This window comes from Streptomyces sp. NPDC043812, from assembly GCF_056436245.1.
Genome location: NZ_JBWKCY010000016.1, coordinates 117615 through 143033, shown reverse-complemented (window position 1 = coordinate 143033; position 25419 = coordinate 117615). Strand labels below are relative to the sequence as shown.

24 protein-coding genes, 2 tRNA genes and 1 other RNA gene are annotated in these 25419 nt (G+C 70.8%); 20 read left to right on the top strand and 7 right to left on the bottom strand.

Annotated elements, in window-relative coordinates; translation table 11 throughout:
• Positions 1–26 precede the first annotated feature (26 nt).
• Positions 27–125: signal recognition particle sRNA small type (gene ffs, locus AC067Z_RS23750), an RNA gene on the bottom strand.
• A gap of 108 nt (positions 126–233) precedes the next feature.
• Here ffs and AC067Z_RS23745 point away from each other — a divergent pair.
• The 3 genes from AC067Z_RS23745 (at position 234) to AC067Z_RS23735 (ending at position 4337) form a co-directional block, all read left to right on the top strand.
• Positions 234–321, top strand: a tRNA-Ser gene (locus tag AC067Z_RS23745).
• 368 nt (positions 322–689) lie between these two features.
• Positions 690–2405 (top strand): TROVE domain-containing protein, encoded by a 1716-nt coding sequence (locus tag AC067Z_RS23740; RefSeq protein WP_478791582.1) that lies wholly within the window; start codon positions 690–692, stop codon positions 2403–2405.
• A 237-nt stretch (positions 2406–2642) separates the two neighbouring features.
• Positions 2643–4337, top strand: a complete 1695-nt coding sequence (locus AC067Z_RS23735) for a lysyl oxidase family protein (RefSeq protein WP_478791581.1) — start codon at positions 2643–2645, stop codon at positions 4335–4337.
• A gap of 108 nt (positions 4338–4445) precedes the next feature.
• Here AC067Z_RS23735 and AC067Z_RS23730 read toward each other — a convergent pair whose 3' ends face one another.
• The 4 genes from AC067Z_RS23730 to AC067Z_RS23715 form a co-directional block, all read right to left on the bottom strand.
• On the bottom strand, positions 4446–5471 hold the full coding sequence (locus AC067Z_RS23730; protein ID WP_478791639.1) for a PP2C family protein-serine/threonine phosphatase: 1026 nt from the start codon (positions 5469–5471) through the stop codon (positions 4446–4448).
• Between the two features lie 311 nt (positions 5472–5782).
• A complete protein-coding gene (locus tag AC067Z_RS23725) occupies positions 5783–6541 on the bottom strand; it encodes an IclR family transcriptional regulator (protein WP_478791580.1) in 759 nt (252 codons plus the stop codon).
• Positions 6542–6631: 90 nt separating this feature from the next.
• Positions 6632–8578 (bottom strand): sensor histidine kinase, encoded by a 1947-nt coding sequence (locus AC067Z_RS23720; RefSeq protein ID WP_478791579.1) that lies wholly within the window; start codon positions 8576–8578, stop codon positions 6632–6634.
• Positions 8579–8722: 144 nt separating this feature from the next.
• Positions 8723–9958 carry an NAD(P)/FAD-dependent oxidoreductase gene (locus tag AC067Z_RS23715; protein ID WP_478791578.1) on the bottom strand — a complete coding sequence of 412 codons (1236 nt, stop codon included), beginning with the start codon at positions 9956–9958 and terminating at the stop codon, positions 8723–8725.
• A 251-nt stretch (positions 9959–10209) separates the two neighbouring features.
• Here AC067Z_RS23715 and AC067Z_RS23710 point away from each other — a divergent pair, with 251 nt between their 5' ends.
• The 8 genes from AC067Z_RS23710 to AC067Z_RS23675 all read left to right on the top strand — a co-directional run bounded on the left by AC067Z_RS23710 (position 10210) and on the right by AC067Z_RS23675 (position 18412).
• A complete protein-coding gene (locus AC067Z_RS23710; protein WP_478791577.1) occupies positions 10210–10869 on the top strand; it encodes a TetR/AcrR family transcriptional regulator in 660 nt (219 codons plus the stop codon).
• A complete protein-coding gene (locus AC067Z_RS23705; protein WP_478791576.1) occupies positions 10866–12527 on the top strand; it encodes an FAD-binding dehydrogenase in 1662 nt (553 codons plus the stop codon). Before AC067Z_RS23710 ends, AC067Z_RS23705 begins: the two co-directional genes overlap by 4 nt.
• A complete protein-coding gene (locus AC067Z_RS23700) occupies positions 12524–13324 on the top strand; it encodes an SDR family oxidoreductase (RefSeq protein ID WP_478791575.1) in 801 nt (266 codons plus the stop codon). Before AC067Z_RS23705 ends, AC067Z_RS23700 begins: the two co-directional genes overlap by 4 nt.
• Positions 13325–13428: 104 nt before the next feature.
• Complete coding sequence (locus tag AC067Z_RS23695) at positions 13429–14244, top strand: ATP-grasp domain-containing protein (protein ID WP_478791574.1); 816 nt, start codon at positions 13429–13431, stop codon at positions 14242–14244.
• Positions 14245–14358: 114 nt separating this feature from the next.
• The gene (locus AC067Z_RS23690; protein WP_478791573.1) at positions 14359–14775 is read left to right on the top strand and encodes a YciI family protein; all 417 of its coding nucleotides are present in this window, start codon (positions 14359–14361) and stop codon (positions 14773–14775) included.
• Positions 14775–16004, top strand: a complete 1230-nt coding sequence (locus AC067Z_RS23685; protein ID WP_478791572.1) for an RNA polymerase sigma factor — start codon at positions 14775–14777, stop codon at positions 16002–16004. The genes AC067Z_RS23690 and AC067Z_RS23685 overlap by 1 nt, the downstream gene beginning before the upstream one ends.
• 89 nt (positions 16005–16093) lie before the next feature.
• Entirely contained in the window at positions 16094–16711 is a 618-nt protein-coding gene (locus AC067Z_RS23680; RefSeq protein WP_478791571.1) for an HhH-GPD-type base excision DNA repair protein, read from the top strand.
• A gap of 141 nt (positions 16712–16852) precedes the next feature.
• A complete protein-coding gene (locus AC067Z_RS23675; RefSeq protein ID WP_478791570.1) occupies positions 16853–18412 on the top strand; it encodes a M28 family metallopeptidase in 1560 nt (519 codons plus the stop codon).
• 37 nt (positions 18413–18449) lie between these two features.
• On the opposite strand, the gene AC067Z_RS23670 is transcribed toward AC067Z_RS23675, so the two are convergent.
• The gene (locus AC067Z_RS23670; RefSeq protein ID WP_478791569.1) at positions 18450–20093 is read right to left on the bottom strand and encodes a helicase HerA-like domain-containing protein; all 1644 of its coding nucleotides are present in this window, start codon (positions 20091–20093) and stop codon (positions 18450–18452) included.
• Positions 20094–20189: 96 nt separating this feature from the next.
• On the opposite strand from AC067Z_RS23670, the gene AC067Z_RS23665 reads away from it, so the two are divergent.
• Entirely contained in the window at positions 20190–20486 is a 297-nt protein-coding gene (locus tag AC067Z_RS23665; RefSeq protein ID WP_003955420.1) for a type II toxin-antitoxin system VapB family antitoxin, read from the top strand.
• 112 nt (positions 20487–20598) lie between these two features.
• The gene (locus AC067Z_RS23660) at positions 20599–21225 is read left to right on the top strand and encodes a LytR C-terminal domain-containing protein (RefSeq protein WP_478791568.1); all 627 of its coding nucleotides are present in this window, start codon (positions 20599–20601) and stop codon (positions 21223–21225) included.
• 36 nt (positions 21226–21261) lie between these two features.
• On the opposite strand, the gene upp is transcribed toward AC067Z_RS23660, so the two are convergent.
• Positions 21262–21897 carry a uracil phosphoribosyltransferase gene (gene upp, locus AC067Z_RS23655; RefSeq protein ID WP_478791567.1) on the bottom strand — a complete coding sequence of 212 codons (636 nt, stop codon included), beginning with the start codon at positions 21895–21897 and terminating at the stop codon, positions 21262–21264.
• A 115-nt stretch (positions 21898–22012) separates the two neighbouring features.
• On the opposite strand from upp, the gene AC067Z_RS23650 reads away from it, so the two are divergent.
• From AC067Z_RS23650 to AC067Z_RS23620, 7 genes are all read left to right on the top strand, one after another.
• The gene (locus AC067Z_RS23650) at positions 22013–22195 is read left to right on the top strand and encodes a hypothetical protein (protein WP_478791566.1); all 183 of its coding nucleotides are present in this window, start codon (positions 22013–22015) and stop codon (positions 22193–22195) included.
• A gap of 162 nt (positions 22196–22357) precedes the next feature.
• The gene (locus AC067Z_RS23645) at positions 22358–22903 is read left to right on the top strand and encodes a tRNA adenosine deaminase-associated protein (protein ID WP_478791565.1); all 546 of its coding nucleotides are present in this window, start codon (positions 22358–22360) and stop codon (positions 22901–22903) included.
• 113 nt (positions 22904–23016) lie between these two features.
• Positions 23017–23457: a tRNA adenosine(34) deaminase TadA gene (gene tadA / locus AC067Z_RS23640; RefSeq protein WP_478791638.1), complete on the top strand. Its 441-nt coding sequence runs from the start codon at positions 23017–23019 to the stop codon at positions 23455–23457.
• Positions 23458–23536: 79 nt separating this feature from the next.
• A tRNA-Ser gene (locus AC067Z_RS23635) sits at positions 23537–23621 on the top strand.
• 203 nt (positions 23622–23824) lie between these two features.
• Complete coding sequence (locus AC067Z_RS23630) at positions 23825–23989, top strand: hypothetical protein (RefSeq protein ID WP_478791564.1); 165 nt, start codon at positions 23825–23827, stop codon at positions 23987–23989.
• Between the two features lie 55 nt (positions 23990–24044).
• Positions 24045–24338, top strand: coding sequence for a Dabb family protein (locus tag AC067Z_RS23625; protein ID WP_478791563.1), 294 nt, complete (start codon positions 24045–24047; stop codon positions 24336–24338).
• Between the two features lie 189 nt (positions 24339–24527).
• Positions 24528–25394, top strand: coding sequence for an RNA polymerase sigma factor SigF (locus AC067Z_RS23620; protein WP_478791562.1), 867 nt, complete (start codon positions 24528–24530; stop codon positions 25392–25394).
• The last annotated feature ends 25 nt before the right edge of the window (positions 25395–25419 follow it).

Genomic DNA, 25419 nt, shown 5'->3' with positions numbered 1-25419 from the left:
ACCGGTGCCGCCCTCGTCTCCCCCAGAACGCAAGCGCCCCCCACGCACCCGCCAGAGCCGACCTACCCTTGCTGCCTTCCGGCCCTGGGGGAGTTCAGTCAGATAGCGCCACGTGAGGGGCTGCGCCCAGGTTACCCGATCCGCGGGGGTGCTCGTGGCCGCGGGGTGCGCGCAGATCGGGGGCGGGGGAACGGGTTCGCGAGCACTCCTTCGCGTCTTGTATTGTTTGCCGCGGAGGATTCGCCTAGTGGCCTAGGGCGCACGCTTGGAAAGCGTGTTGGGGGCAACCCCTCACGAGTTCGAATCTCGTATCCTCCGCCAGTGCCTCACCGGGCACGAAGTCGAAGGGCCCCACCGCTTGCGGTGGGGCCCTTCGACGTTCCCGGCCGGCGCCCGCGCGCACGGCGCCCCGTAATTCGGATGCCTCGTCGAGCCTCGGCGGGTAGCGTCCCGTCGCGCGCCTCCCGGTGCGCCCGTGCCCCGGTTACTTCCCGAAAAAAATCACCGGTGCCCAGCTTTGATCTCGGGAGGCGCGCACCTCCGCGACCCGGCCCGACCCGCCGTGCACCGCCCCGAACCATGCCCTGCCGTGTGCCCTGTCACCGAACGGCACCCGCCGCACCCACACCCGCGCCGCCACGCCACGCGGCGCCACGCTCCGACCCATCGCCCACCAGGGGGACTTCTGCATGACCCGGTTCAACCGCCGGCGGAACAAGGCCGACGCCAGGGCAGAGATCCGGGCCGAACTACCGGGCCTCACCGCAGGCGGAGCGACCTCTCGGCTCTCCACCCACGGCGAATGGGCCACTCCACCGGCAGGCTGCCGGCCCCTGCCGGCCACCGCCGGGCACCTGCCCGGGCCGGCCGCCGCAGTCCCGTGGAACCACCAGGGCGGAACCGGCTACGTCCGGGATCCGAAGTCCGAGCTCTTTCTGCTCGCCGTCGCCAACATGGCCGGACAGCACACCTTCTACGAGAGCGCGAGCGACCGCGATCTGCGCTACGCCGGGCTGATCCGCAGGCTCGCGGTCAGCGACCCCGAGTGGACCCTCGGCCTCCTTCGGTGGCTGCGGACCGAGGCCCTGATGCGGACGGCATCACTGACCGGTGCCGCCGAGTTCGTCCGTGCCCGCCTGGACGCCGGGACCCCGGGCTTCTCGCGGCAGGCGGTCGAAGCCGTCCTCCAACGGCCGGACGAGCCGGGTGAATTGCTGGACCTCTGGTCCGCGCGGTACGGCCGGGGGCTGCCGCAGCCGGTCAAGCGCGGGGTCGCCGACGCCGTCCGCCGGCTGTACACCGGCCGCGCTCTGCTCAAGTACGACACCGGCTCCCGCGGCCACCGCTTCGGCCACGTCCTGGAGCTGGCCCACCCCGCCCCGGCGGCGGACCGGCCGTGGCAGGGGGAGCTCTTCCGGTACGCCCTGGACAGGTGCCACCGTCCGGAGCACGCGCTGCCGCCCGTCGGCGAACGGCTCCTCTGCGCCCACCATGCGCTGATGTCCGTCCCGGTCGGCGAGCGGTACGCACTGGTCACCGGGCCGGACGGGGCCGAGCGGCTGGCAGCGGCGGGGATGACCTGGGAGGCGCTGGCGGGCTGGCTGCACGGACCGATGGATGCCGCGGTCTGGGAGGCCGTCATTCCCTCGATGGGGCCGATGGCGCTGGTGCGCAATCTGCGCAACTTCGACAACGCCGGGGTCTCGGACCGGGTCGCCGCCGAAGTGGCCCGCCGGATCGCCGACCCGGTCGAGGTGGCCCGTTCCCGGCAGTTCCCGTTCCGGTACCTGGCCGCGCACCGCAACGCGCCGTCGCCTCGCTGGGGGCCGGCTCTCGAGGAGGCCCTCAGGCACTCGCTGGGCAATGTGCCCGCCCTGGCCGGCCGGACACTGATCCTGGTGGACCGCTCCGTTTCGATGTTCGACCGCCCCAGCGCCAGTAGCGAACTCAACCGGGCGGACACCGCCGCGATCTTCGGCATCGCGCTGGCCCTGCGGGCCGAGCACGCCGATCTTGTCGAGTTCGGCACCGACAGCCTGCCGATCGAGCTCGGGCCCGGCGAATCCGTTCTGCGGAGCCTGGACCGGTTCCACAACCTCGGCGGCACGGACACTGCAGGAGCGGTCACCCGGCACTACCGGGAGCACGACCGGGTGGTCGTCGTCACCGATGAACAGGCCTGCTGGACGCCCGACCGCGACCCGCTGAGCGCCGTTCCCCAGACGATTCCGGTCTACACCTGGAATCTGGCCGGCTACGCGTTCGGCCACACCGGCGCCGGGCCGTACCGCCACACCTTCGGCGGACTGAGCGACGTGGCCTTCCGGCTGATCCCGCTCCTGGAGGCCGGGCTGGACGCCGACTGGCCCTGGGAGCAGGCAAACCGTCCGGCATCAGGCGGCTGAGGCCGAGGCGGCCGGCTGCCCTGCCGTCCCGTCGGCACCCGATGCCCCATAGGTGTCTTTGAGCCAACGATCCGGCACTCGCGTGCTCACAGACAACCCAGGACCCCGTTCTCCCCCTCATCACTGGCGGGGGGACAGCTTCGCGATCAGAACCCGGCGCACCCTGACCCGGTTCGGCCGGACTCCCGCACGCCGCTGTTCATTCCACCGACCCGTCAGGCACTCGGAAAACGAGGAATGATGACCAGATCCCAGCAGGTGCGCCTAGGACGTTCGGCGATCGCCGCCGTCGCGGCGATCGCCGTCACGGCAGGCGTCGTGGCCGCCGCTCCCGACGCCAAGAAGGCACCGTCCACGCCGACACTCAGCCTGATCGCCGCCTCCACCTCGGTGACCCTCGACTCGTGGAAGGAAGAACCAGGCGTCTACCTGGACCTCGGTACGTACGTCACCGCCGAGAACGGACCCTTCGAGTTCAAGGTGAGCCGCAAGTCCTACAAGGACCCGATCGTCGCGACGCAGATCATCCGCGAGGGGAACAAGACCCGGACCAAAACGCTGCCCGCGGGCATGGTGAAGGACTTCTCCGGGCTTCCCGGATTCGCCGAGATCACCCTCACCGACGCCGCCGGCAAGACCGTGCTGAAGAAGTCGGAGTCCTTCTGCCCGAACAACGCGTCCGGGCGCGTACGCCCCGATGCGCCGAGCAAGTCGAAGTATCCGCAGAGCTGCCCGGTGAACCCGTTCACCCTCGGCTCCGTGTGGGGTGTCGAGAACGGCTGGGCGTCCAACACGTACTCCGGGGCCTACTCCGAGCCGACCGCCCTCCCGGTCGGGAAATACACCGCGAAGGTGTCCGTCGCGAAGCGCTATCGCGACGCGTTCGGCATCGCGGACAAGCCGCAGACGATCAAGGTGACCGTACGCGAGCGCAGTTGGGAGGAGAACCGCACCTCGTCCGCGGCGAAGCACGGGCACCACGCTGCCGGGCATGCCGGTCACGGCGCGATGCGCACACCGGCACCGGCGGCCGCGACGAGCGGGGCGGTGCCGTCGTACAACGTCGGCCACGGGCCTCACACCCCCGCGCCGCCCGCCCTGCCGTGGGCGCTCAAGCGGGCCGGTCTCCGGGCCGCGGCGAAGGTGGGCGACGGTGTCGGGCAGACCGACGGTTCCCGGCAGGCGCCCGCGCTGATGCCCCGTGCGCAGCGGCCGACGGGCAAGCCGTCGGTTCCTGACGTGCCCAAGCCCGACCTGCGTTCGCTGCCCGCCTACGGCATCACGATCAGCGACGGCGGAGACGACGTCCCCGGCAAGGACTATCTGGCCTTCAGCGCCAACGTGTGGAACGCGGGCCCGGCTCAGCTCGTGGTGGACGGCTTCCGCTCCCCCGGCAAGAAGCTGATGGACGCCTACCAGTACTTCTACGACGCGAACGGGAAGCAGGTCGGCTACACGCCCACCGGCACCATGGAGTGGGACCCGCGCACCGGCCACGAGCACTGGCACTTCACGGACTTCGCCAGCTACCGGCTCCTCAAGGCCGACCAGAAGGAAGCCGTGCGCAGCGGCAAGGAGGCCTTCTGCCTGGCGAACACCGATGCCGTGGACTACACGGTGAAGAACGCCAACTGGCACCCGGAGAACACCGACCTGTCCACCGCGTGCGGCCAGGAGAACTCGATCTCCGTCCGTGAGGTGCTCGACGTCGGCTCCGGCGACACCTACACCCAGGACCTGCCCGGCCAGTCGTTCGACATCACCAATCTGCCGAACGGCACCTACTACATCCAGGTGCTGGCCAACCCCGAGAAGCGGCTCAAGGAGACCAACCTCAACAACAACAGCGCTCTGCGCAAGATCGTGCTGGGCGGCACGAAGGGCGCCCGTACGGTGAAGGTGCCCGCGCACGACCTGGTCGACGCCAACTGACATCCACTCGTCGTAGCGGCCTCGGGCTGTGACATCGGCCCCCGGGACACGTTCTCCCGGGGGCCGATCGTTGCGCCGTGACGGCGCGCTGCAGCGGTCGAGGCCGGGTCACGATGCCGTGGCCGGGCGGAAGGACTCCGCACCGGCCGGCGCCGGGCACTGAGCCGCGGCCACCGGGCCGACCACGGCCGGCTTCCGGAGCAGGAGGAGCGCCGCGTCGTCCTGGAGCCGACCGCCCACGTGGGCCAGCAGATCGTCGTGGAGCGCGTCGAGGGTCCGCGGCGGCTCGTCCGACACATGCCGCGCCACCCGATCGGTGAGCGGGTAGAACTCACGATTCCGGTCGCGGGCTTCCGTGACCCCGTCGGTGTAGAGGAGCAACTGGTCGCCGTCGGTGAACGGCAGCACATGGAGATCCGGCGTCTCACCGGTGAGGGCGCTCAGCCCCAGGGGCGGGGCCGGACGGGCCGGTTCGACAGCCATGACCGCGGAATCACGGATCAGCAGCGGAGGGGTGTGTCCGCAGTTGACCACTTCCAGGCGCCCGTCCGCGGGGCACCCTGCGACCACCGCCGTGACGAAGTCGTCGGCACCGAGGTTGCGCGCCAGGCTCCGCTCGATCCTGGCGACGACATCCAGGAGGTCCGGCTCGTCGTAGGCGGCCTCGCGGAAGACACCGACCACCAGGGCGGCGGTGCCGGCCGCGGGCAGGCCCTTGCCTCGTACGTCGCCGACGATCAGCCGGACCCCGTACGGGGTCGACACGAGTGCGTAGAGATCGCCGCCGATGCGGGCCTCCGCCGCGGCGGCGCTGTAGCGCACGGCGACCTGGAACTGGCCGACCGCCGCCGGCACGGGTGTCAGGAGGGCGTGCTGGGCGGCTTCGGCGACCGAGCGGACGTCCGCCAGTACGCGTTCCCGTCGCTCGCGCAGCGCGCCTGCCAGGGCGCTCGCCAGGGTGACGGCCGCCAGCGCGGACAGCAGGATCGCCTGGTCAGGGGCCGGCGCACCGCTACGGATGCCGAGCACGACGCCCAGCGCCACGGCGAGGAAGCCGATACGCAGGACCGCCCGCAGCCTGCTCGTGGCGGCCGCCAGCGCGGGCGCGACGGCGAGCAGCGGCAGCCAGGCCATCCCGGATCCGCCGATGAGCGCGAGGAGCGCCACGGCGGCGACAACCAGTACCGGCGTGACGGCGGAGAAGTGGAAGCCGGCGCCGGGCCTGCCGGACGTCTCCGCGCCCGAGGAGGGGGCCGCCTCCGGGTGATCGTCCGGCCGGGCCGCCGAGTCGGAGCGGAGCGAGAGGTTCAGAAGTCGGACCAGTCGGCGGGCGCATGTACCTTCTCGAGCCTGCCCTGTGATCCGCAACTGTCACTCCATTCGCGCCGTTCATCCGTTTTATCCAGGAAACACGTGGACGCGGGAGAGTCACAAGGCCAGGGATTTCAGATAGTGAGCGACAGCCCCCTGGTCACACGACCCGCTGTCGGGAGCAGCAGCGCTCGGGCCCGCTCGACATGGGTCGGCCGGTCCGCCCGCAGGGAGACACCGAGCGAGCCGAGCTTCTCGCCGCTGTACACGGGTACCGCGACGCAGACCGTACCGAGCGTGTATTCCTCCCGGTCCATCATGGCCGGGGCGGCGGGCGCCGAGTCGAGCTCACGGAGCAGCTCGGAGCGGTGGGTGATGGTGCGGGGCGTGAGGTCCGCGAGGCCGTGCCGGGAGAGGTAGTCGTCGCGGGATTCGCCGTCCAGCTCGCGCAGCACGGCCTTGCCCAGCGCCGTGGCATGCCCGGCGTCCTCGAATCCCACCCAGAGATCGACCCGCGGCGCCCGTGGGCCGTCGACGATCTCGGCGACCCGGATCTCGCCGTCCTCGTAGAAGGTCAGATACGCGGCGGCCGACAGTTCGTCCCGCAGAGTGGCGAGAGTCGGACGGATGCGCGAGAGCAGTCCCTGCTCACGGCTGCCGCCATGCAGCGTGCCGAGTCTGTCCCCGAGGACGAACCCGCCGTCCTCGAGCTTGCGCAGGTATCCGTCGTGGGTCAGGGTCCGCAGCAGGTGGTAGGTGGTGGCCAGGGGCAGCCCCACCTCGCGCGCCAGCTGCTTCGCCGGCGCCCCGCCCTCATGTGACCCGACGGCTTCCATCAAGCGGAAGGCCCGCTGCACGGACGTGATCAGCGTGGGGCCGTCCTGAGCACCCATGCCACCAGCCTGCTCCCGGCTCAACCCGGTGGCAAATGCGAACCCGCACCTCGACGCAGCGGATCACGCGCCCGCCCGGCCGCTCCGAATTCACCCGGCCGTCGCGGCATGCGTCTCCGGCGCGTCGACGAGAGCCGCCGGCAGAGCGATGAACGCCGTGACGCCGCCCGCCCCACCCCGCCCCTGAGTGGCACGCAGTTCGACCTGGACGCCGAGCCGGGCCGCAAGGGTCCCGACGACGTAGTGGCCGAGACAGCGGGTGGGAGCGATCAGGAAGGACTCCCGGCCGGCGAGCCGGGCGTTGGAGTGAGCCAGGTCCTCGGCCGCCATGCCGACTCCGCGATCGACGACCGCGAGCAGGTACTCGCCGCCGTCGCGCCATCCATAGATCTCGACCGGGTGCGAGGGAAGCGAGAAGACCAGGGCGTTCTCGATGAGTTCGGCGAGCAGGTGCGAGAGCTCGGCGAACGCCCGGCCGCGGATCCGGCCCTCCTGGACCTCGACCACGGCAACACGCTGGTACTGCTCGACCTCGGAGATCGCCGACTGCACCAGCTCGGCCGCCGTCACCGTGCCGGCCCGGGTACGGGCCGGCACATCCTCCCCCGCGAGCACGAGCAGCGATTCGGCATTGCGGCGCATCCGGGTCGCCAGGTGGTCGAGCTCGAAGAGTTCGCCGAGTGCGTCCGGATCGATCTCCTGGCTCTCCAGCGTGGTGATCAGGCCGAGCTGCCGGGAGAGCAGTGCCTGGTTGCGGCGGCCGAGGCTGGCGAGCGACTCGGAGCTGTTGCGGCGCAGCACGGCCTGCTCGGTCGCGAGGCCGATCGCGGTGTGCTGGACGTTGTGGAGAGCGGCGGCGAGCCGGCTGAACTCGCGCGCGCTGTCCGGCACCGGACCGGGCGCTTCGTGGACGAGGTCGTCGCCCGGCTCCGCCTCCTGGATCCGGGCGACGGCGGCCGGCAGTCCGGTACGGGCGACCGCGTCCGCCTCGTCGGCGAGTGCGGCGAGCGGCCGTGTGATCGCGCGGGCGGAGAGCACCGCGAGTGCGGTGGCGACGGCGAGGATCAGCACGCCGAGGCCGATGAAGCCGCCGAGCTGGCCGGTGGCGTCGTCCCCGAGCCGTTCCGCGCGGTCCCGTACTTCGGCACCGACCTTGCGTTGCACACCATGGAGCTGGTCGACGAGCGCGGTCATCGAAGCCCACCAATCGCCGGGGTCGACGGCGAGCCGGGAACCGTCGGCGCCGCCCTCCGCCTGTGTCTCGTAGCCGGTGACGGGCCGGGCCTCGCGGGTGGTGAAGGCCGCGTCGAGCGCGGACTGCTGGGCAGGGGTGGCGAGTTCGGCGTACTGACGCAAGAAGGCGAGCCGGTCCGCCCGCACCTCGGTGAAGTCGAGGAACTCATCCCCCTTGAAACGCCCGGCGGCGAACACCCCGTTGAGGAACCCGCGCTCCAGGGCAACGGCCTCGGTGGCCCGGGCGAGGGCCTGCAGGGCGGCCATGGCGTCGACGAGGACGCGGTCACCCCGAGCAGGCTCCGCTGCCGCGGCGCCGATCAACCCGCCGATCGCCTCGGTGTACGCGGCCAGGGTCGGACCCCGCCGGGCGGACCCGCGGTCGACCTGGCTGCGTACCGCGGCCAACTCCGTGACCGGGGCGGTCGCCTCCCGTACGGCATCTGCGGTGTCGGCACCCGCGGCCCCCGCATCGAGCAGGGCGTCGAATCCGGACCGGGCCGTGTCGGTGCGGGCCCGCTGGGCGTCGACGTCGTCGCGGTACTCCGCAGCACCCCCCAGCAGTCCGTTGGTGAGGCCGCGTTCGCGCTGCAGCTCGCGCACGAGACCCTGAGCCCTGATGACCAGTTCGACCCGGCCGGCGGTCTCGCGCGCCGCGGACCAGTCGGCCGCCCGGTCGGCGACGCCGAGGCCGGTCACGACGAGCAACAGGCAGGTGGGAACGGCGAGCACGATGGCCACGCGACCGCGGATCGTGGTCCAGCCGGGCAGTCGCGGCAGACGGCGTAATGAGATGCGCTTCACGCTGTACGACGCTACGGAAGCCACAGCCCGGCATGGTTTCCGGACCGTAAGCAGCCGGTTGCTCCCCGGTCACTGAGGGCTCGGACGCACCGCGCGCCGTACGTCACCCACCCGTAACGGGGCGACGGACAGGCTCTGACCGAATCAGGCGGCGTGCCCGGTCTGCCGGCTCATCCGCTCCTGCATGTGCCCGAAGAACTCCTCCGGGGGTGTCACCCCGGCCGTCACCCTGGCGAACTCGTCCCTGGCCGACGGGCTCTGCGACACCGCGAGCAGGAGCTGCTGCAGTTCGGGCGTCGGCGGCTCCATGGCCGCGAAGTCGGCGGTGAACTCGTAGATGCCCATGACCTTGGCGTCCCTGCTCTCCTGGGACTCCCGCATGGCCTCCTCGAACGACCGGCGCCCTGCGAACGTGTCGTCGAGCGCCCGCGCGCACCGTTCCGCGTCCCGGAAGGCGTCCTGGATGCCCTGGGCGGTGATGGGGTCCTTCAGGTATCCGGCGTCCCCGACCAGCACCCAGCCCGGACCGTAGGGCTTGCGGAAGTAGTTGGGGATGGCCATGCCGACGAAACGCTCGGCCCGGGTGGCCGCCGCCACCCGTTCGGCGAAGGGCGGCGCCAGGGCCATGGTGGCGTGGTAACTGCCTTCGACATCCGCGCGGTTGGCCTCGAAGTCGCGCATCGGCCAGCCGCAGATGACCAGCGTCAGATCGTCGTTGGTGGGCCAGGCGGCGAAGGCCCGGTTCCCCCGGTCATAGGCCTCGAAGGTGTCGTGCACCGGCAGTCCGGCCCAGTACGTGTAGTAGTAGGCGCTGATCTTTGGCTTCTCCGCATAGCTCGCGGCACCCACCGCCTTGACGACCGACGAGTGGATCCCGTCCGCGCCCACGACGACGCGGGCGTGCTCGGTGACGGTCCTCCCGTCCCTGCCGTGCCCCTTGATCCCTGTCACCCTGTCGCCGTCGGACACGATCTCCTCGACGGTGAACCCCTCGCGCACCTCCGCACCCGACTCCGCGGCGGCATCGACGAGGATCTTGTCGAGGACGGTACGGCGCGGTGCGTACGACGCCTCGAAGCCCTCACCGGCGGGGGACCCGGCGATGCTGAACGCGCCGAAGTCGAAGGCGTAGGTGTCGATCGGCGGGCAGCCGGTCGCGACCACCCGCTCCAGCAGCCCCCACCGGTCCAGGGCAGCGAGACCCGGCGGGTGGATCAGGTGGGTGGAGATCGTGTCGCTCGGGAAGGTCGACCGGTCGACGGCGAGCACGCGGTGGCCGAGGCGGGCGAGCAGCATCGCCGTCGGCGCGCCGGCGCAGCGCGTCCCGACGACGATCACGTCGTAGCCGCCTCCGGGGTCCGTCCCGGCCCGGCTGGTCATGGCGTCACCTGCCGATCGGGCGGCGCCGTCTCGCGGGTCCCCGGCCGGAACGGCCGGGGGCGGCCGTCGAGCGACCCACCTGTCGCTCTGCCGATGCTCTCTCCTTCTCCACGCTAGGCCCATCCACGGCCGGCGGCTCCACGGCCGCACTCACGGACCCGGCTCATCGGCCCCGGCTCATCGGGCCTGCACAGCCCTTGTCGATACAGAAATGCATCGGATACGTTCGTGTATCGAAGAGAGGATCTTCGATGAACGCACCCGCGACCCGGGACGCCACCGCCACCGCACCCAAGCGCGTCACCGCGCGCCGCGCGCAGACCCGGCGGCGCATGCTCGACGCGGCCCTCCACGTCTTCGCCGATGAGGGCTTCGGCCGCTCGACCGTGGAGCAGATCTGCGAGCGGGCCGGATACACCCGTGGCGCCTTCTACTCCAACTTCTCCTCCCTCGACGAGCTGTTCCTCGTCATGTGGGAGGAGCGTTCGCAGCGCATGCTCGCCGATGTGCGCGAGGCGCTGTCGGAGGTTCCGGCCGCCGCTCCGGACGAGGCGCTGCGGGCCGCCCTCGCCGCAATCCCCGTGGACGACGCCTGGTACCGCGTGACCGCCGAATTCACCGCGCACGCGCTGCGCAATCCGTCGCTGCGCCGTGTGATGGCCGCCCGGGAGCAGGCCATTCTCGACACCATCCTGCCGGTCCTCGTCGATGCGCTGGGGCGGACCGGACGGCGCGTGCCGGACGTGATCGCGCTCGGGCAGGCGCTGGTCGCCGTGCACGACGGCACGGCCGTGCAGGTCCTCCTCGAACCCGGCGACGAGGTGCCGCGCCGGCGGCGGGAGGAACTGTTCCTGAACGTTCTGCAGGCGTACAGCACACCCATCACCGAGGATCACGAGGAGACCCGATGAGCGAGGACGCCGACGTCATCGTCGTGGGCGCAGGACTGGCCGGCCTTGTCGCGACGTACGAACTGACCCGCGCCGGACGGCGGGTGGTCGTCGTCGACCAGGAGAACGAGGCCAACCTGGGCGGCCAGGCGTTCTGGTCGCTGGGTGGGCTCTTCCTCGTCGACAGCCCCGAACAGCGCCGGATGGGCATCAAGGACTCCGCCGAGCTGGCGCTCGCCGACTGGCTGGGATCGGCCGGTTTCGACCGGGAGCGCGAGGACCACTGGCCGCGCAAGTGGGCCGAGGCGTACGTGCAGTTCGCCGCCGGCGAGAAGCGGGACTATCTGCACCGGCTCGGTCTGCGCGTGATGCCGACGGTCGGCTGGGCCGAGCGCGGGGCGGGTGCGGCGGCCGGGCACGGCAATTCGGTGCCCCGCTTCCATCTCACCTGGGGCACCGGCCCCGAAGTGGTCCGGGTGTTCCGTGAGCCGGTGCTCGCAGCGGCCGCCCGCGGGCTGGTCACCTTCAAGTACCGCCACCAGGTGGACGAGTTGATCGTCGAGGACGGTGCGGCCGTCGGTGTGCGCGGGACCGTGCTCGAACCGTCGTCGCAGCCGCGGGGTGTCGCCTCGTCCCGCGAGACTGCGGGCGAGTTCGCACTGCGGGCGCAGGCCGTGGTGGTGACCTCCGGCGGCATCGGCGGCAACGGAGATCTGGTCCGCAAGAACTGGCCCGCCGACCGACTCGGCCGGCCACCGCAGTCGATGATCACCGGAGTTCCGGCGTACGTCGACGGCCGCATGCTGGAGATCACCGAGGACGCGGGCGGCTCGATCGTCAACCGCGACCGCATGTGGCACTACACCGAGGGCATCAAGAACTGGGATCCGATCTGGCCCGACCACGCGATCCGGATCATCCCCGGCCCGTCGTCGCTGTGGCTGGACGCCACCGGTAAGCGGCTGCCCGTGCCGCTGTTCCCTGGGCACGACACGCTCGCCACGATGAAGCACATCGTGAGCACGGGCCACGACTACTCGTGGTTCGTGCTGACCCGGGAGATCGTCGAGAAGGAGTTCGCGCTCTCCGGCTCCGAGCAGAACCCGGACATCACCGGCAAGGACCTGAAGCTGGTGCTCTCCCGTGTGAAGAAGGGCGCGCCCGGTCCCGTCCAGGCGTTCCTCGACCACGGCGAGGACTTCGTCGTACGGCGCACCCTCAAGGAGCTCGTCGAGGGCATGAACGCGATAGCACCCGGCCCGCAGCTGGATCTCGCGCAGGTCGAGCGGGAGATCGTGGCCCGCGACCGCGAGGTGGGCAACGCCTACTCCAAGGACTTCCAGCTCATGTCCATCAACAACGCCCGTGCGTACTGGCCCGACAAGCTCACCCGCGTCGCCAAACCCCACCGTCTCCTCGACGAGGCGCACGGGCCGCTGATCGCCGTACGGCTGCATCTGCTGACCCGCAAGACCCTCGGCGGTCTGGAGACGACGCTGAACTCACAGGTCGTCCGCCCCGACGGCACCGCCTTCGACGGCCTGTACGCGGCGGGCGAGGTCGCGGGCTTCGGCGGCGGCGGCGTGCACGGCTACAACGCGCTGGAGGGCACGTTCCTCGGCGGCTGCATCTTCTCCGGCCGTGCCGCGGGCCGCGCGATCGCCCGGAGGCTCGCATGACGGCCCGGGTTACTGCCCTGGTGACCGGCGCCTCGTCCGGGATCGGCGCGGCGGTCGCCGCCGCGCTCGTCGGCCGCGGCTACCGCGTGTACGGCACCAGCCGCGACCCCGCCTCGGTCACCGACCCGCTCCCCGGCGTCGAGTACCTGGCGCTCGACCTCACCGACTACGCCTCGATCGAGGCGTGCGCGGCCGCGGCGGGCGACGTGGACGTCCTGGTCAACAACGCGGGCGAGAGCCAGAACGGGCCGCTCGAGGAGCTGCCCACCGAGGCACTGGAGCGGCTGTTCCGGCTCAACGTGCTCGGTGCTGTACGACTCACCCAGCTGGTCCTGCCCGGCATGCGGGCCCGCCGCCACGGCCGGGTCGTCATGGTCGGCTCGATGCTGGCCAGCTTCCCGCTCGCGTACCGCTCGTCGTACGTCGCCTCCAAGGCGGCGGTCAAGGGCTTCGCCACCTCGCTGCGGCGCGAGGTCGCCCCGTACGGCGTCGGGGTCACCACCGTGGAGCCCGGCGCGATCAACACGGGCATCAGCGAGCGCCGCACCCAGTACGTGGCCGACGACTCGCCGTTCCTGGACGAGTACCGCACGATGCTGGCCGCGCTCAACGCCAACGAGGCCAGGGGCATATCGGCCGCCCGCGTCGCGGGGACCGTCGTCAGGGCGATCGAGGCACCGCGTCCCCGGCCGCTGTACGCGGTGGGCAGCAACGCACCCGTGGTCTTCGCGCTGCGCAGGCTGCTCCCGAGGGCGGCAGTCGAGCGGTTGGTGGCCCGCCGGCACGGGCTGCGCTGAGGGGTCGCGGGCTGCGCCGAGGGGTTCCGACGACCCCGACAACCGTGCCCTGCCGACCGGATCGTCGTCCGCCGTAGGCTGAGCGACTCGATCAGGGGGGAACGATGGACGAGGCGCCGCGGGTGCTGCTCACCTCCGCTCAGGACACGTCGACGACCGGGTTGCTGGCTCGTGCCGCCACCGGACGCGGCATGGACGTGGCGGTACTGACCGGACCGGACGCACTGGACGCCGTGGCCGGCCGCGCCGTGCACTGGTACGGCGGTCCGCTCGCCGCCGCTCGCGCCGCCGGCCCGGCCGGGTTCGCGCTGCTGGAACCCGCCGACGACTGGCTCGTACAGCTTCCGGAGCAGTACACGCGGCGGCGCATCGAGCTGACCACGCTGTCCGCGGCGCGGGCCGCGAGTCGTCCGGTGTTCGTGAAGCCGCCGCGCGACAAGACGCTGCCCGCAGCGGTGTATGCCGACGGGTCACGTCTGCCGCGCGACGGCGACGACATCGGTCCGAGCACGGCCGTGCTGGTCTCGGACGTGGTGACGTTCGCCGTGGAGTACCGGCTGTTCGTGCTCGACGGCGCGGTGGCGGCAGTGAGCCGGTACGCGGTGCACGGCCGCCTCGACACCGCGCCGCTCGGCGCGGATACCCGGGATCGTGACGCGCTCCGGTTCGCCCGGCGGCTGCTGGACGACGTGGCCGGGACGCTGCCGAGCGCGGTGGCCGTCGACATCGGGTGGGTCCAGGACCCGGACACGAGCGCGGAGCACTGGGCGGTCGTGGAGGCCAACATGCCGTGGTTCGCGCACAGCTACTGCGCGGACCCCGAGGGCGTCCTCGATGTCGTGCTGCGCGCCGCCGGCCCCCGTGACCTGGTCTCTTCCCGGGACCGCCGGTTCATCACGACAGTCCCGGCATCTTCCTGAGAAAAACTCCGGCGCGCCTGTCGAGAATCCGTCATCGGCTCCGACGTCCCCTGTGAGAGTTGCCCACAAGGGGCGGCACGAAGGGGCGAGACCCCATCCCGAAGGAGCGAGACCATGAAGTATCTGGTGATGGTTCAGGGCACGCAGGCCGACTACGAGGCGATGCGCGGAAACGGCTCCGCCGAGGCACCGGCGTGGAGCGAGAAGGACATGCAGGCGATGTTCTCGTTCATGCAGTCCGTCAACGACGACCTCGCCGAGTCCGGCGAGCTGGTGGACGGCCAGGGGCTCGCCGAGCCTGCGCTCACCCGGTACGTCACGGCCGGCAAGGACGGCCGCCCGGTGATCACGGACGGGCCCTACGGCGAGACGAAGGAACTCCTCGCCGGCTACTGGGTGCTGGACTGCGAGAGCCTGGAGCGGGTGACGGAGATCGCGGCACGGGTCGCCCAGTGCCCGGCCCCGGAGGGCTCCACCGAATATCCGGTGGTCATCCGTCCCATCCTCGACGGCGGAGGCGATGTGTGTTGATGGGTACGAGGGAGGTCGAGGACCTGCTGCGCCGGCACGCGCCGCAGGTCCTCGGCGCACTCGTACGGCGCTACGGCCACTTCGACCTGGCCGAGGACTCGGTGCAGGAGGCACTGCTGGCCGCGGCACAGCAGTGGCCCGGGGGCGAGGTGCCGGACAACCCGCGCGGCTGGCTGATCAGGGTCGCCTCGCGCAGGCTCACCGATCTGCTGCGCGCCGAGGAGGCGCGGCGTCGGCGCGAGGAGACCGCGGCGCAGCTCACCCCGCGGGACGCGTTCACCGCGCCCCCGCCCGGTGAGAGCCGCGCCCCGTCCGAGGACGACACCCTCACCCTCCTCTTCCTGTGCAGCCGTCCTGAGCTGACGCCGGCCGCGCAGGTGGCGCTCACGCTCCGGGCGGTGGGCGGTCTGACGACCGCCGAGATCGCGCGGGCGCATCTGGTGCCGGAGGCGACGATGGCGCAGCGCATCAGCAGGGCGAAGCAGAAGATCGCGGGTGTGCCGTTCCGCCCGCCGGGCCCCGAGGACCGCGACGCCCGCCTCGCCGTCGTGCTCCAGGTGCTCTACCTGATCTTCAACGAGGGGTACACCGCCACGTCGGGCCAGGCCCTGCACCGCTCCGACCTGGCGCGCGAGGCGATCCGGCTGACCCGCGCGGTGCGCACGCTGCTGCCGCGCGAGGGCGCGGTCACCGGACTCCTCGCGCTGATGCTGCTGACCGACGCACGCACCCCTGCCCGCACCGGTCCGCACGGCGAACTGATCCCGCTCGAGGAGCAGGACCGGAGCCACTGGGACCGGGCCGCGATCGACGAGGGCACCGCTCTGGTGGAGGAGGCTCTGTCGCAGGGCCCCGCCGGCGCGTACCAGTTGCAGGCGGCGATCGCCGCGCTCCACGACGAGGCGGCCCGCGCCGAGGACACCGATTGGCCGCAGATCCTCGCTCTGTACGACGTTCTCGTCGACCGCTTCCCGGAACCGATGGCGGAGCTCGGTCGCGCGGTGGCCGTCGCGATGGTCCGGGGCCCGCGCGCCGGGCTCGACGAAGTCGCACGGCTGGAAGACCGGCTGAAGGGCCATCACCGGCTGGAGGCCGTCCGGGCGCACCTGCTGGAGCGGGCGGGCGACCGCGAAGGGGCGCTGACCGCCTACGGGGCGGCCGCACAGCACACGCTCAGCCTGCCCGAGGTGCGCTATCTGCAGATGCGGGCGGCCCGGCTGAGGTCCTGACCGCCGGCAGGCGCATACGGGTGACACCCCGCCACCCGGCCCGCCCGCGGCGCTGGCGGACGGCAGACGGCCGGGCGATCATCGGGGACATGGATGCCACCATTCACCTCGCCCAGCAGCCCGAGGCCGACGAACTGCTCGGCCGCAGCCCGCTCGCCGCCCTGGTCGGCATGCTGCTCGACCAGCAGATCCCCATGGAGTGGGCGTTCACCGGCCCGTACACGGTCGCGCAGCGCCTCGGCGACGACGACCTGGACGCCGCCCGGATCGCTGCGTACGACCCCGAGGCGTTCAGCGAGCTGCTGCGGCAGAAGCCGGCCGTTCACCGCTATCCGGCATCCATGGCCAAGCGGGTGCAGGAGCTGTGCCAGTTCCTCGTCGACGAGTACGGCGGTGACGCGAGCGCCGTGTGGCGGGACGCGGCGAACGGCGCCGACCTGCTGAAACGCCTGAAGGCCCTGCCGGGCTACGGCGAGCAGAAGGCGCAGATCTTCCTGGCCCTGCTGGGCAAGCAGTACGGGGTGACGCCCGAGGGCTGGCGGGAGGCGGCCGGGGCGTACGGCGAGGAGGACGCCTACCGTTCCGCGGCGGACATCACGGGCCCTGAGTCACTGGCCCGGGTTCGTGCGTACAAGCAGGAGAAGAAAGCTGCCGCGAAGGCGGCGAAGCCCGCTGCCACGACCCGGAAGACCACGAAAAGGCCCTGATGGACGGCGTGTTGAACGAGATTGATCACGTCTGGGTGCCAATGACGTGAAATGCGCGTCCGATTATGGCAGAAGTGTTCACAGAACCCGGAGAGATCGCTAGCTTCCCCTCAACCCTCGTTCGCACCGGGAAGGACCTCTGTGAACGCAACCCACCGCAGAGCCGCGGCCGCTCTGGCCGCAGCCGCACTCGCAACCCCGCTTCTGCTGGCATCCGCCTCCCCTTCCGCGGCACACCGTCAGGACCCCGCGGAGCGCGCGTCCCACGACGCGTCGAAGCTGGCCATGAAGCTGGTCGCACGGGCGTCCGCCGACGACGCCTTCGACCACCTGGAGATGTTCCAGCGGATTGCGGACTCGACAGGCGGCCACCGTGCCGCCGGTTCGCTCGGGCACGACGCGTCCGCCGCGTACGTCTACCAGCAGCTGAAGAGGTACGGATACGACGTCTCGTACCAGAAGTTCGAGTTCGACTACACCGAGACCCTGGCCGAGAAGCTGTCGGTCGTCTCGCCCTCGCCGCGCGACATCGCGATCACGGCGATGACCTACACCAAGTCCACCCCGGTGGGCGGCGTCACGGCCGACCTCACCGCCGTCCCCGTGGACGACACCACCGGCTGCGCGGCCGGTGACTACGCCTCGGGGACGTTCACCGGAAAGATCGCGCTGATCAAGCGCGGCGGCTGCACGTTCGCCGAGAAGCAGGCAGCGGCGGCCGGCGCGGGCGCGGTCGGCGCCATCGTCTACAACAACACGGACGGCGTGCTGTCCGGCACCCTCGGCGAAGCCGCCGCCGGCAAGATCCCGACCGGCGGACTCACCCAGGCCGAGGGCGAGAAGCTCGCCGCCGACCTCGCCAAGGGGCAGGTCCGCATCTCCTTCGAGGTCCGCCAGCTCATCGAGAAGCGGTCCACCAACAACGTGATCGCGGAAACCCGCCACGGCAACGCCGCCAACACCGTGATGCTCGGCGCCCACCTCGACTCCGTCACCGAGGGCCCCGGCATCAACGACAACGGCTCCGGCTCCGCCGGTCTGCTCGAAGTCGCCCAGGAACTGGCCAAGAAGGAGCCGCGCCCCGCCAACAAGGTGCGCTTCGCCTGGTGGTCGGCCGAGGAGAACGGCCTGCTCGGCTCCGAGCACTACGTCGCGAACCTCAGCAACCTGGGCAAGAAGGAGATCAAGCTCTATCTGAACTTCGACATGATCGCCTCGCCGAACTACGGGCTGTTCGTCTACGACGGCGACAACTCCGACGGCGTGGGCGAGGGCGCCGGCCCCACCGGCTCCGCCCAACTGGAGCGGGACATCAACGAGTTCCTCGACAAGCGGGGCACCCCGCACGAGGGCACGGACTTCACCGGCCGCTCGGACTACGGCCCGTTCATCGAGGCCGGCATCCCCTCGGGCGGCACGTTCACGGGCGCCGAAGGCATCAAGACCGAGGCCCAGGCGAAGAAGTTCGGTGGCGAGGCCGGCGTCGCATACGACCCGAACTACCACGCGGCCGGGGACAACATCGACAACATCGACATGGATGCGTTCGCCGTGAACATCGGCATCATCGCCAACGCCGTGGGCACCTACGCCCATGACCTCAGCTCGCTCCGCAAGCCCGTCGAGTCCGTCCCCACGGGCGGCGACGCGGGCAGCGGCGGCGGCCTGCACGACGGTCACGGCCACGAGGTGACCGAGTAGCAGTCCCGTACGACGACCGCGACGGCGCGCCGCAGGATCACCTTCTGCGGCGCGCCGTTCCGAACAGGGAGCGCGAGATCTCGCGGCCGAGCTGGGTGCCGACCGACCGCGCCAGCGACCTGAAGACGCCACTGCCCATGACCTGCTGGGCGAGCGACTCGTCCTTCTTCCCTCCGCCCCCTCGCGCGGGCTCCGGCTCCTCCCCGGCCCGCCGCGTCGGCTCCTCCCCGGCCTCGCGCTCGGCCTCCTGCGCCGCCTTCTCGGCCGCCGCCTCCGCCGCCTGCTGCTCTGCCGTCAGCTTCTCGTACGCCGACTCGCGGTCGACCGCCTCGGCATAGCGCCCGTACAGCGGCGAGCCCTGCACCGCCGAGTCCAGCGCGCCCGCCTCGATCGGTCCCATCAGCGACTGCGGCGCGCGCAGCCGGGTCACCGCGACCGGCGTCGGCGCACCCGTGTCGCTCAGCACGGTGACCACCGCCTCGCCCGTCCCGAGCCCCGTGAGTACCTCCTCGAGGTCGTACGGGGAGGTCGGGAAGGTCTTCACGGTCGCCTTGAGCGCCTTGGCGTCGTCCGGCGTGAAGGCGCGCAACGCGTGCTGCACCCGGTTGCCGAGCTGTGCGAGCACATCGCCGGGTACGTCCTTCGGGGTCTGCGTCACGAAGTAGATGCCGACCCCTTTCGAGCGAATCAGTCGCACGGTCTGCGTGATCGACTCCAGGAACGCCTTGGAGGCGTCGTTGAACAGCAGATGCGCCTCGTCGAAGAAGAAGACCAGCTTGGGCTTCTCGACGTCGCCGACCTCCGGCAGATCGTGGAAGAGGTCCGCCAGCAGCCACATCAGGAAGGTCGAGAAGAGCTGCGGTTTGTCCTGCACGGCCGGCAGTTCCAGCACGGACACGAGACCGCGCCCGTCGGGGGCCGTGCGCAGCAGCTCGGCCGTGTCGAACGCGGGCTCGCCGAAGAATCCCGACGCGCCCTGCTGCTCGAAAGCGGTGAGCGACCTGAGGATCACTCCCGCCGTCGCGGACGAGAGCCCTCCGATGCTCTTCAGCTCCGCCCTGCCCTCGTCGGAGACCAGGAAGGCGACGACGGCGCGCAGATCCTTCAGGTCCACCAACTCCAGGCCCTTGCTGTCCGCGTAGTGGAAGATCAGCCCGAGGGACTGCTCCTGCGTCTGGTTGAGCCGTAGCACCTTGGCGAGCAGCAGCGGCCCGAAGTCGGTGACCGTGGCCCGCAGCGGAATCCCCGGGCCGATGCCGCCGAGCCCGTAGAACTCGCACGGGAAACCCGTGGCCGCCCACTCCTGGCCGACCTGCCCGGCACGCTCCTGCACCCTGTCGCCGCCCTGACCGGGGGCGGAGATTCCCGAGACGTCGCCCTTGATGTCGGCGAGGAACACCGGCACGCCGCCCGCCGAGAGCTGCTCGGCAATCAGCTGGAGCGTCTTCGTCTTGCCCGTACCGGTGGCCCCGGCGACCAGACCGTGCCGGTTGAGCATCGACAGCGGGATCCGGATCTGGGCCTCCGGACGGCACTGTCCGTCCCAGAGCAGCGCACCCAGGTCCAGTGCGGGGCCGGTGAACGCGTATCCGGACGCGATCTGCGCAGCGTCCTGCGGCAGCGACACCGCGGAGCCGATCTGCTCCGACACGCCCTCACGCACGGGCTCCTGAGCTGTCATGCCAGCCCCCTGTTTCCCGGTTTGCACGGTTTTCCACAGGATCGCACTGCGGCTCCGTGGCTGCGCTCGGAGCCTCTTGACCGGTAGGCTTTCCGTGTGATCTTCAAGCGCATCGGTAACGGGCGGCCGTATCCCGACCACGGCCGGGAAAGCACCCGGCAGTGGGCGGATGTCGCGCCGCGCCCGGTCCGCCTCGATCAGCTCGTGACCACCAAGGGCCAGCTGGATCTCGAGACGCTCCTCGCCGAGGACTCCACGTTCTACGGTGACCTCTTCGCGCATGTCGTGAAGTGGCAGGGCGACCTCTATCTGGAGGACGGACTCCACCGCGCCGTGCGCGCCGCTCTGCAGCAGCGCCAGGTGCTCCACGCCCGCGTGCTCGAGCTGGGCTGAGCCCCGCACGAAGGTCCGGGGGCTGATCCTTTCGGAGTCTTTCGGCACCGTACGGACGCAATCCACTGATCGTTTAGTAGGCATAACGACCGGGCCGCACTACGCTGCGCCCATGAGCATGCTCACTCCCCCCGGCATGGGCGGAAAGTACCGCATCACGGGCGACAAATACCCACGGATGCGACGCCCCCGGAACCGCCGCAGGATCGTCACTGCGTTCCTCGCGGCAGTGGTCGCCCTCGGCCTCGCCGGCTGGGGCACGATGCAGCTCATCGACGCCTTCGCCGGCGGCGACGAGAAGTCCCCGGCCGCCGCCTCACGGGCCAAGGACTGCAAACCCGCACCGACCGTCTCGGCGGCGCCGCTCCCGCCGAAGCCGCGCCAGGTCACGGTGAACGTCTACAACGCCACTCCGCGCAGCGGCCTCGCCAAAGCGGCCGCCGACGAGCTGAAGAAACGCGGCTTCACGATCGGCAAGGTCGGCAACGCGGCACCCGAGTACGACAAGAAGGTGCCCGGCACCGCGGTCCTTCTCGGCGGCACCACGGCCAACCAGGGCTACTTCCGGGTGCTCGGCACCCAGCTCGTGGGCACCCAGCTGAAGACGGACGCCCGCAAGACGGCGGACATCGACCTGATCATCGGCACTGCGTTCAAGACCCTGGAACCGAAGAAGGACGCGGACGTGGCCCTGGCCGCCATGGCCAGGCCCGCGCCCGCGCCCTCCGCGAAGTGCTGAACCGCTCCCGGGATCCCGGCTGACGCCGGCGCAGCTCTACTCGGCTGCGCCGTACATCCGGTCCCCGGCGTCGCCGAGGCCCGGGACGATGTAGCCGTGCTCGTTGAGGCGCTCGTCGACCGACGCGGTCACCACCGTCACCGGCGTGCCCGCCAGCTCGCGCTCCATTACCTCCACGCCCTCCGGCGCCGCCAGCAGCACGACGGCGGTCACATCGTCGGCGCCGCGCCTGATCAGCTCGCGAATGGCCGCGACGAGCGTGCCGCCGGTGGCCAGCATCGGGTCGAGCACGTACACCTGGCGGCCCGAGAGGTCCTCCGGCATCCGCGTCGCGTAGGTCGACGCCTCCAGCGTCTCCTCGTTGCGGATCATCCCGAGGAAACCCACCTCGGCGGTCGGCAGCAGCCGCACCATGCCGTCGAGCATGCCCAGACCGGCCCGCAGGATCGGCACGACCAGCGGACGGGGATACGACAGCTTCACGCCGGTCGTGCCCGTCACCGGGGTCTGGATGTCGACCTGCTCGGTGCGCACGTCCCTGGTGGCCTCGTACGCGAGCAGGGTGACCAGCTCGTCGGCGAGGCGCCGGAAGGTCGGGGAGTCGGTGCGCTTGTCGCGCAGCGTGGTGAGTTTGTGCGCCACCAGCGGGTGGTCGACGACGTGGATCCGCATGGGCCCAACAGTAGCCGGGGCTCGCATCAACGGCGGTATCGGAGGGAAGGTGGTGGAGTACCCCTGGCCGCAGGGCCACGGGGGAACGCGGAGCAGTCGTGGGGTGGTGTGACCGATGGCGGAGCCGGAGCCGGAGCACGACCAGGAGACCGAGACCGACGCGCAGCGCCGTCGACGACGCGCCCAGTTCCTGCGCGAACTGAATGAGGCGAAAGCCCTCCGCGACAGGGTCCAGCCGCGACGCGCCCGCGCGGCCCGGATGCGCCAGCAGATGCGCATGCGGACCTTCCGCTGGTGACCCGGCGGGGGCTCCCCGAACGGCGGCCCGAAGAGAACTGGTGGCCGACGCAACGACGGAAGACCTCTCGCAACGCGGATGTTTCTGCCACGATGCCGATTGGGCGGGGCACGAGAACAGGCACCGCCGGTCGTCACACCTCTGATCAGTGGGAGAGTCACGGTGTACTTCGCCGCACTGCTCGCGCGCACTCAAGACGGGTGGGAAGCGAGCGACACAGAGCTCGACGATGTGGAGACGCTGTCGGATCTGACCGACCTGGCCCGTGATGCCTCGGTCGACGAGGACACGGTGCTCGTCTTCATCGAGCAGGAGGACGCCTGGTTCGGCATCGTCCGGGTGGAGGGCGAGGAGGATCCTCGTATCTTCGTCTCGGACGCGGCCGCGGCCGCACGTTCCTCGTATGGGGAGATCCTCACCAACGAACTGCTCGGCGGGGAGGATGACGACCCTGCCGACGACCTCGACGCCCTGGACCTCGACGGCACCGAGGACGGGGAACCGGAAACGGATGACGACGACGAGGACACGGTGGACGGCATTCCGGCGCAGGGCGGCGAAGCCGTACCGTCCGGACCGGTCGGCGACCGCCAGATCCTCATCGACCTCGGCCTGTCGGAGAAGGAGCTGCTCGCACTCGACACGGACGCATTGCTGGAGATCGCGGAGGCTCTCGGCGCGGGCGAGGTCCTGGAGACCGTCCGCTAGGGCGTGTCCCGCCCGAGAGCTCCTATCCGAAGGAAAGACCTGTGACCCACCCGGAAACGGACCCGGGACGGAACGGCGTGTCCGATCCCGTCCGCGATCCGTGGGAGGCGCCGATGCGTCTCGCGCTCGAAGCGGCCGAGCGCGCGGCGCAGGGCGGCGATGTGCCCGTCGGCGCCGTCGTGCTCGCCGCGGACGGCACGGTCCTGGCCACGGGCCACAACGAGCGGGAGGCGACGGGCGATCCGACGGCGCACGCCGAGGTACTGGCGATCCGCCGAGCGGCCGCACGCCTCGGCGAGTGGCGGCTCACCGGCTGCACGCTGGTCGTGACGCTGGAGCCGTGCACCATGTGCGCGGGTGCGATCGTGCAGTCCCGTACGGACCGCGTGATCTACGGCGCCCGTGACGAGAAGGCGGGCGCGACGGGCTCGCTGTGGGACGTCGTACGGGACCGCCGGCTCAACCACCGGCCCGAGGTGGTGCAGGGCGTGCTGGAGCAGGAGTGCGCGGCACGGCTGACGGCGTTCTTCCGGGACCGGCCGGCACACGGCTGACGGCTCCAGGTACCGGCGCCCGGCCGTCTCCCGCATACCGATTTCAGAGCACGGCCCACCTTGGGCTAAGCTCTCTCCCGGTAGCGTGTCCGAGCGGCCGAAGGAGCTCGCCTCGAAAGCGAGTGTGGCGCAAGTCACCGAGGGTTCAAATCCCTCCGCTACCGCTCTTGTCGAAGGGCCCGGTCCGATGGACCGGGCCCTTCGTGCTGTTCCGCCCGGTTTCCTTTCCGGCCGCGCCACCGTCTCCCGAGCCCCAAAGGATCCCTGCCACGGGGGCCTTGCTCCTGGGCGGTGGTGGCGAAAACCTGCTCGGTTAGACTCACGCGACACACGGACCGGGGCGTGGGCCAGCTGGGAGACAGGACCGATGGTGCAAACGAAGAAGATCGCTCTCTACATCGTCGTCGTCTTCGTCCTGTACACGATCATCACCTCTCCCGCGAAGGCCGCCGACCTCGTCCAGATAGGGTTCGAGGGCATATCGAGCGCCGCCCAGGGCGTCGGCGAGTTCATGACGGAGGTCGTCAACTAGACCGGCCCGTTCACTCCGGCCGCCACCGCCCGCCAGGTCCCCCAGGAGTTCTCCCGTGATCCGCCATCTGGTCCTCTTCAAGCTCAACGACGGCGTCTCGCGCGACGAGCCGCGCGTGGCCGCCGGCGCGAAAGCCCTCCAGGAGCTGGACGGGGTGATCCCCGAGCTGGAGTTCTGGGAGTGCGCCTGGAACATCACCGACCGGCCGATCGCCTACGACTTCGCCGTCAACTCGGCCGTGGCCGACACCGATGCCCTGAAGCGGTACCTCGAGCACCCGGCCCATCAGGCGGCCGCCGGACAGTGGCGCGAGTTCGCCACGTGGGTGATCGCCGACTACGAGTTCTGATCGCTCCCGCCCACCACATGTCACCCCTCGCCGGTCCCGGCGAGGGGTTTTTGCGTCGGACAGCTCATCGCACTTCCACGGATCGTCAACACGGCGTTATCGGGTGCTTGCACACAGTGGACATGTCTTGTGATGCTATGACCGCTTTTGACGGATGAGTTGACCGAAAACGACCGCAAAGGGGTGGGCGTGACCGTGCCCAGTACTGCGCCTCAGGTGCCACCCCAGAACGAGAGGCCGGACGAACCCCCCGCCGCACCGACCGGCCTCCGTCGCCCCCCTGCCTCACAGAGCCGAGCGGCCGACACCAGGGCGCTCACCCAGGTGCTGTTCGGCCGCCTCAAGACGCTGGAGCCGGGCACGCCCGAGCACTCCGGGGTGCGCTCGGCCCTCATCGAGGCCAACCTTCCCCTGGTGCGCTACGCGGCCGCCCGCTTCCGCTCCCGCAACGAGCCGATGGAGGACGTCGTCCAGGTCGGCACGATCGGCCTGATCAACGCGATCGACCGGTTCGACCCGGACCGCGGCGTGCAGTTCCCGACTTTCGCGATGCCCACCGTCGTCGGCGAGATCAAGCGGTACTTCCGCGACAACGTCCGCACCGTGCACGTACCGCGCCGGCTGCACGAGCTGTGGGTCCAGGTCAACGGCGCCACCGAGGACCTCACGACGGCCCATGGCCGCTCTCCCACGACTGCCGAGATCGCCGAACGGCTGAAGATCGGCGAGGACGAGGTCCTCGCCTGCATCGAGGCCGGCCGTTCGTACCACGCCACCTCGCTGGAGGCCGCCCAGGAGGGCGACGGCATGCCGGGGCTGCTCGACCGGCTCGGCTACGAGGACCCGGCACTGGCCGGGGTCGAGCACCGGGACCTCGTACGGCACCTCCTCGTACAGCTCCCCGAGCGGGAGCAGCGGATCCTGATGCTTCGTTACTACAGCAATCTGACGCAGTCCCAGATCAGTCAGGAGCTGGGCGTCTCGCAGATGCATGTGTCGAGACTGCTGGCGCGAAGCTTCGCGCGACTTCGATCCGCAAACAGGATCGAAGCGTAAGCAGAACGGGTAGACCACTTCCGAG